6 protein-coding genes are annotated in these 6,558 nt (G+C 69.0%); 4 read left to right on the top strand and 2 right to left on the bottom strand.

Features of this window, described 5'->3' with window-relative positions:
• Window positions 1-425 (top strand): LysE family translocator (locus JMF90_RS18460; RefSeq protein ID WP_201325296.1); only part of this gene is annotated, 425 nt, incomplete at its 5' end.
• Between the two features lie 32 nt (window positions 426-457).
• On the opposite strand, the gene JMF90_RS18455 is transcribed toward JMF90_RS18460, so the two are convergent.
• The gene (locus tag JMF90_RS18455) at window positions 458-1,306 is read right to left on the bottom strand and encodes a helix-turn-helix domain-containing protein (RefSeq protein ID WP_077177810.1); all 849 of its coding nucleotides are present in this window, start codon (window positions 1,304-1,306) and stop codon (window positions 458-460) included.
• 194 nt (window positions 1,307-1,500) lie between these two features.
• Here JMF90_RS18455 and JMF90_RS18450 point away from each other — a divergent pair, with 194 nt between their 5' ends.
• On the top strand, window positions 1,501-2,463 hold the full coding sequence (locus tag JMF90_RS18450; protein ID WP_077177809.1) for a DUF2167 domain-containing protein: 963 nt from the start codon (window positions 1,501-1,503) through the stop codon (window positions 2,461-2,463).
• Window positions 2,460-3,185, top strand: coding sequence for a site-2 protease family protein (locus JMF90_RS18445; protein WP_011546877.1), 726 nt, complete (start codon window positions 2,460-2,462; stop codon window positions 3,183-3,185). The genes JMF90_RS18450 and JMF90_RS18445 overlap by 4 nt, the downstream gene beginning before the upstream one ends.
• A gap of 66 nt (window positions 3,186-3,251) precedes the next feature.
• On the opposite strand, the gene JMF90_RS18440 is transcribed toward JMF90_RS18445, so the two are convergent.
• The gene (locus tag JMF90_RS18440) at window positions 3,252-4,646 is read right to left on the bottom strand and encodes an MFS transporter (RefSeq protein ID WP_011546878.1); all 1,395 of its coding nucleotides are present in this window, start codon (window positions 4,644-4,646) and stop codon (window positions 3,252-3,254) included.
• Window positions 4,647-4,893: 247 nt separating this feature from the next.
• Here JMF90_RS18440 and JMF90_RS18435 point away from each other — a divergent pair, with 247 nt between their 5' ends.
• Window positions 4,894-6,471, top strand: coding sequence for an aldehyde dehydrogenase (NADP(+)) (locus JMF90_RS18435; protein ID WP_011546879.1), 1,578 nt, complete (start codon window positions 4,894-4,896; stop codon window positions 6,469-6,471).
• Window positions 6,472-6,558: the final 87 nt, after the last annotated feature.

The raw sequence follows: 6,558 nt of genomic DNA, 5'->3' as shown, positions 1-6,558 counted from the left end.
CCGAATGGCTGTTCACGGCGCTGAAGGTGGTGGGCGCGCTGTACCTGCTGTACCTCGGCATCACGCTGTTGCGCTCGACGGGCGAATTGACGCTCGCGGGCAATGGCAATGCGCCGGCATCGCGGCTGCGGACGTTCGCGCAAGGCGCGCTGTCCAACGTGTCGAATCCGAAGGTCGCGCTTTTCTACCTGGCGTTTCTGCCGCAATTCGTTCCGGCCGGCGCCCCGCACCCGATGCTGTCGCTGTTCGTGCTGGGCGCGACGTTTGCGGGGCTGACGTTTCTCGTCAAGGGGCCGGTCGCGTTGTTCGCGGGCCTGCTGTCGGCATCGATTCGCCGCAACCCGCGCATCCTGACGCGCATGCATCGCGTCAGCGGGGTGGTCTTGCTCGCGCTGGGCGTGAAGCTGGCGCTCGAACGCCGCTGAGCGCGGCCACGGCCCCGCCACGCCTGCCGGCGTTACGCCACCGGCAACCCGTTCGCCAGCGCTCGCATCGCCTCCACCGTTTCCGGATTCGCCGGAAAGAACGCCTCGATCGCGAGTTCCGACAGCGTCACGTCGACCGGCGTGCCGAATACCGTCGTCGTACTGAAGAACGTCAGCTCGCCGCTCGCCGTGCGCAGCCGCAGCGGCACGGCGATGTCCGCGAAATCGGTGCGCGCGTGCGAGTCGTCGGGCTGCCCGGCCGGCGCCGGATACGCGGCGAGCTCGTCGCGCAGCGCATGCAGCGTGCGATCACCGCTCGCGTCGATCTGCCGCTGCAACCGATGCAGGATGTGCGCGCGCCACTCATGCCAGTTGACGATCTGCGACGCGAGACCGTCCGGATGCAGGCTCAGCCGCAGCACGTTGACGGGCGGCTGCAGCAGCGCCGGATCGGCCTGCGCGACCAGCGCGCCGAGCATCCGGTTCGCCGCGAGCAGCGTCCAGTGGCGGTCCACCGCGAGCGCCGGATAAGGCTCGTGCCCGCGCAACACGGCTTCGACCGCATGACGCGCGGCATCCAGTTGCGGGTCCGAAAACGGCCGTTCGCGAAACAGCGGCGCGAATCCGGCCGCGACGAGCAGCGCATTGCGTTCGCGCAGCGGCACGTCGAGGCGTTCGGCGAGATGCAGCACCATCTCGCGGCTCGGCTGCGCACGGCCCGATTCGACGAAGCTCAGGTGGCGCGCGGACACATCCGCGTCGAGCGCGAGCGCCATCTGGCTCAGGCGCCGGCGTTGCCGCCACGTGCGCAGCAGCGGGCCGATGCCGGACGCGCGGCCGACGGACGGGGAAGGCGAATGGAGGGCGGCGGTCGAGTTCATGGGGAGATGATAGGCAATCCCGCGGCGCTTCGGCATTACCTGCGAGGTAAGCGCCGCGCACCGCCCGGGCGTGCGCAGCCGCTGCGTTACCATAGCCCCCGTGCCACCTGAGAGGCGGCGCCGGACCCGCGGCCACGATGCCGGGGCCGGACGCCGCGCACATCGACAACAAGGCATTCCAGGGGAATCCAACAATGAAAAAACTTGCCGTCCGGCTCGCCTGCGTGGCGACGCTCGCACTCGCCGCGACCAGCGGCCACGCGCAGACCGAAGCTGCGCAGGTCGAAATGAGGGCCGCCGCCGAGGCCGCCAACGAAGCGGTCGTGAAAGGGCCGACCGACATCGACGTCAAACACGAAGCCGTGCTGAAGCTGAAGGCCGGCGAATCGTTCGTGCCGGCGGCCGAAGCCGGCCGCTACCTGCGCTCGATGGGCAACTCGATCGACGAATCGAAGCTGGTCGGCCTCGTGCTGCCCGACGATCCCGACGCCGACTGGATATCGGTCGTGTCGTTCGAGCCGAGCGGCTACATCCGCGACGACGACGCGAAGGACTGGAAGCCCGACGAACTGCTGAAAAGCCTGCAGGCCGGCACCGAGGAAAACAACCCGGCGCGCAAGGAGCGCGGCCTGCCCGAAACCGAGGTGGTCGGCTGGGCGAAGGCGCCCGCGTACGACGCGGCCACGCACCGGCTCGTGTGGTCGGCGATCATCCGCGACAAGGGCGCGGCGCCGAATACCGCGAACGACGGCGTGAACTACCGGACGCTCGTGCTCGGCCGCGACGGCTACCTGTCGCTGACGATGGCGTCGACGCTCGCCGATTTGCCGAAGTACCAGCCCTCGGCCGACGCGCTGCTGTCGAACATCCGCTTCAACGACGGCAAGCGCTATGCCGACTTCAACCAGTCGACCGACCACGTCGCCGAGTATGGGCTCGCGGCGCTGATCGTCGGCGTCGGCGCGAAAAAGCTCGGCCTGCTCGCGCTGATCGGCGCGTTCGCGGTGAAGTTCTTCAAGATCGGCGCGGTCGCGCTGCTGGCCGGCGGTGCGGCGCTCAAGCGTTTCTTCGGGCGCAAGCCGAAGGCGGCCGCGGCGCCGGCCGTCGCCGATGCAACCGCTGCATCCGACGCAGCCGCCACGGAGCGCAAGGAATGACGAAGCTGTTGCTGCTGATCTTCGGCGGCCTGAAGCTCGGCAAGGTGCTCGTCTCGGCCGGCACGATGCTCGCGTCGATCGCGGTCTACGCGCTGTTCTATGGCTGGCGCTTCGCGGCCGGTTTCGTCGCGTTGCTGCTGGTGCACGAAGCCGGCCACTACGTCGCCGCGCAGCGGCGCGGGCTCGACGTCGGGCTGCCGACCTTCATCCCGTTCGTCGGCGCGTGGATCCAGTTGAAGGAGATGCCGCACGACGCGGAAACGGAGGCCTACGTCGGCCTCGCCGGGCCGTTCGTCGGCACCCTCGGCGCGCTGGCCTGCTACGCGGCCGCGCGCCACACCGACAGCAACCTGCTGCTCGCGCTGTCGTATACGGGCTTCTTCCTGAATCTCTTCAACATGATTCCGCTGTCGCCGTTCGACGGCGGGCGGATCACCGCGGTGCTGTCGCCGCGCATCTGGCTCGTGGGCGTGCCGGTGCTGATCGCGCTGTTCGTGTATCGGCCGAGCCCGCTGCTGATCGTGATGGCGATCCTCGCGCTGCCGCAGCTGAAGCGCGCGTGGCGCTACGATCCCGACGCGCCGGAGAACCGCGTGTACTACGCGACGTCGATCGAGACGAAGACGACCTACGCGCTTTGCTACGTCGGTCTGCTCGCGTTCCTCGCGTTGATGACGTCCGGCGTGCACGACATGCTGCGCGCCGTGCACGCGTCGACCTGACGTCGCTCCGATGTAAAAAAACGGCGGCCGCGCATGAAGCGGCCGCCGTTTTTCAAAGGTCGAACGTCACGCGTCGCGATGACGCAGCTCGACGCGCTTGATGTCCTTCACGATCACGAGATAGCTGAACACGGTGACGAGCGCGTTCAGCCCGACGAACACCAGCGCGCCGTTGAACGAGCCGCTCGCGCCGACGAGGTAGCCGATCGCGATCGGCGCGACGATGCCCGCCGTGTTGCCGAACATGTTGAACAGGCTGCCCGACAGGCCGATCGCTTCCTTCGGCGCGGTATCCGCGACGACGGCCCAGCCGAGCGAGCCGATCCCCTTGCCGAAGAACGACACGGCCATCAGCATGATGACCAGCGCTTCGCTGTCGACGTAGTTGCAACCGATGATGACCATCGACAGCAGCATCCCGCCGACGATCGGGATCTTGCGTGCGAGCGTCAGCGAGACGCCGCGGCGGATCAGCGCGTCCGACAGCATCCCGCCGAGCACGCCGCCGAGGAATCCGCAGATCGCCGGCAGCGACGTCATGAAGCCGGCCTTCAGCAGCGACATTCCGCGCGCCTGCACGAGGTAGATCGGAAACCACGTGAGGAAGAAGTACGTGAGCACGTTCACGCAGTACTGGCCGAGGTACACGCCGATCAGCATGCGGTTCGACAGCAACTGGCGCACGTAGTACCAGCCCGCCACGCGGCTGCCTTCGGAAGCGCCACCGCCGCTACCGCGCGCGCCGGTCGCCCCGCCCGTCGACCGCACGAGGCCGCCACCCTGCTCGATATGGTCGAGCTCCGCGCGGTTCACGGCCGGATGGTCGGCCGGGTCCTTCACGACGCGCAGCCACAGGAACGCGAGCGCGATGCCGGCCAGGCCGAGCCACAGGTACACCTGATGCCAGCCGTACGCGTGCGTGAGCCAGGCCATCAGCGGCGAGAACACCACGGCCGCGAAGTACTGCGCGGCGTTGAAGATCGCCGACGCGGTGCCGCGCTCGGCGGTCGGGAACCAGCTCGCGACGACCTTCGCGTTCGCCGGAAACGCCGGCGCCTCCGCGATGCCGACCGCGAAGCGCATCGCGAACAGCGCGGCGACCGCGAACGCGGCGCTGCCGCCGAGGCCGATCGTGCTCTGCAGCAGCGTGAACGCCGACCACAGGAAGATGCTCGCCGCATACACGCGCCGCGCGCCGAAGCGGTCGAGCAGCCAGCCGCTCGGCAGTTGCGCGAGCACGTACGCCCAGCTGAACGCCGAGAAGATGTAACCCATCGTCACCGGGTCGATACCGAACGCCTTGCGGATCGGCGTGCCGGTGATCGACAGCGTGGCGCGGTCCGCATAGTTGAGCGTCGTGACGACGAACAGCATCGCCAGGATCCAGTAGCGCACGGCGGTTCGGCGCGCGGTGCGCGCCAGGTCGAGCGGAAGATCGCGAGGGGAGGTCTGATTGCTCACTTTAAATGTACGTCGTCGTATGACATGGAAGAAAGTTTATTGAGAATGCTCGAATTCAGAAACCTCGGGTTTTCCCTTTGGGATCGTCGTCACAGTGTGGGAAGGTCGCGATTTGCTGGCCCGGTAAGGCTTTCGGATGTATCGTCGGCGCCTTCGCAGGCGGCGAGAATATGCCGCCGACGTCGGCAGACATCGTATCTGTTGGGCTACAATGAGCAATCCATTCCCGAACCACGGAGCACACCCCATGCAACTGACAGGAGAGATGCTGATCGGCGCCGAAGCGGTGGCCGGCTCGGCCGGAACCTTGCACGCGTTCGACCCGACGAAGGGCGCGCCGATCGAGGCGCCGGCGTTCGGCGTCGCGACGCAGGCCGACGTCGACCGCGCGTGCGAACTCGCACGCGACGCGTTCGATGCGTACCGCACGCAGCCGCTCGCGGCCCGTGCGGCGTTTCTCGAAGCGATCGCCGATGAAATCGTCGCGCTCGGCGATGCGCTGATCGAGCGCGCGCATGCCGAAACGGGCCTGCCGGTCGCGCGGCTGCAAGGCGAGCGCGGCCGCACCGTCGGCCAGCTCCGGCTGTTCGCACGCGTCGTGCGCGACGGGCGTTTCCTCGCCGCGTCGATCGATCCCGCGCAGCCGGCACGCACGCCGCTGCCGCGCTCGGACCTGCGGCTGCAGAAAATCGCGCTCGGGCCCGTCGCCGTGTTCGGCGCGAGCAATTTCCCGCTCGCGTTCTCGGTGGCCGGCGGCGATACCGCGTCGGCGCTCGCGGCCGGCTGCCCGGTGATCGTGAAGGCCCATGAAGCGCACCTCGGCACGTCCGAGCTGGTCGGCCGCGCGATCCGCGCCGCCGTCGCGAAAACCGGCATGCCGGCCGGCGTGTTCTCGCTGCTGGTCGGCCCCGGCCGCGTGATCGGCGCCGCGCTGGTCAGCCATCCGGCGGTCCAGGCCGTCGGTTTCACCGGCTCGCGGCAGGGCGGGATGGCGCTCGTGCAGCTCGCGAACGCGCGCCCGCAGCCGATTCCCGTCTATGCGGAAATGAGCAGCATCAACCCGGTCGTGCTGTTCCCGGCCGCGCTGGCCGCGCGCGGCGACGCGATCGCGACGGGCTTCGTCGATTCGCTGACGCTCGGCGTCGGCCAGTTCTGTACCAATCCGGGCCTCGTGCTCGCGATCGACGGCCCCGATCTCGACCGCTTCGAGACGGTCGCCGCGCAGGCGCTCGCGAAGAAGCCGGCCGGCGTGATGCTCACGCGCGGCATCGCCGATGCGTACCGTAACGGTCGCGGCAAGCTGGCCGAACTGCCGGGCGTGCGCGAAATCGGCGCGGGCGAGGCGGCACAGACCGACTGCCAGGCGGGCGGCGCGCTATACGAAGTCGGTGCGCAGGCGTTCCTGGGCGAGCCGGCGTTCAGCCACGAAGTGTTCGGGCCGGCGTCGCTGATCGTGCGCTGCCGCGATCTCGACGAAGTCGCGCGCGTGCTCGACGCGCTCGAAGGCCAGTTGACGGCCACGCTGCAGATGGATGCCGACGACAAGCCGCTCGCGCGCCGGCTGCTGCCGATCCTCGAGCGCAAGGCCGGGCGCCTGCTGGTCAACGGTTACCCGACCGGCGTCGAGGTGTGCGATGCGATGGTGCACGGCGGGCCGTTCCCCGCGACGTCGAACCCGGCCGTCACGTCGGTCGGCGCGACCGCGATCGAGCGTTTCCTGCGGCCGGTGTGCTATCAGGACTTCCCGGACGACCTGCTGCCCGAAGGGCTGCGGGAAGGCAATCCGCTCGCGATTCCGCGGCTGCGGGACGGCAAGGCGGAGTGACGGGGCGTAACCGGTGAAGGCAGCGTCCCGGGAGGGATGCTTCCCGGCACGTTGGAATACGGCGGCGGGGCCCACGGGCCTCGCCGC

The organism is Burkholderia sp. E168m23 (assembly GCF_016586125.1).
Taxonomy (GTDB): Bacteria; Pseudomonadota; Gammaproteobacteria; order Burkholderiales; family Burkholderiaceae; genus Burkholderia; species Burkholderia orbicola.
This window is presented reverse-complemented; position numbering and strand designations above follow the sequence as displayed.

Excerpts from the sequence above, each read along its gene's own strand:
- JMF90_RS18455 (WP_077177810.1), bottom strand. The coding sequence starts at position 1,306 with ATGAACTCGACCGCCGCCCTCCATTCGCCTTCCCCGTCCGTCGGCCGC.
- JMF90_RS18450 (WP_077177809.1), top strand. The coding sequence starts at position 1,501 with ATGAAAAAACTTGCCGTCCGGCTCGCCTGCGTGGCGACGCTCGCACTC.
- JMF90_RS18445 (WP_011546877.1), top strand. The coding sequence starts at position 2,460 with ATGACGAAGCTGTTGCTGCTGATCTTCGGCGGCCTGAAGCTCGGCAAG.
- JMF90_RS18435 (WP_011546879.1), top strand. The coding sequence starts at position 4,894 with ATGCAACTGACAGGAGAGATGCTGATCGGCGCCGAAGCGGTGGCCGGC.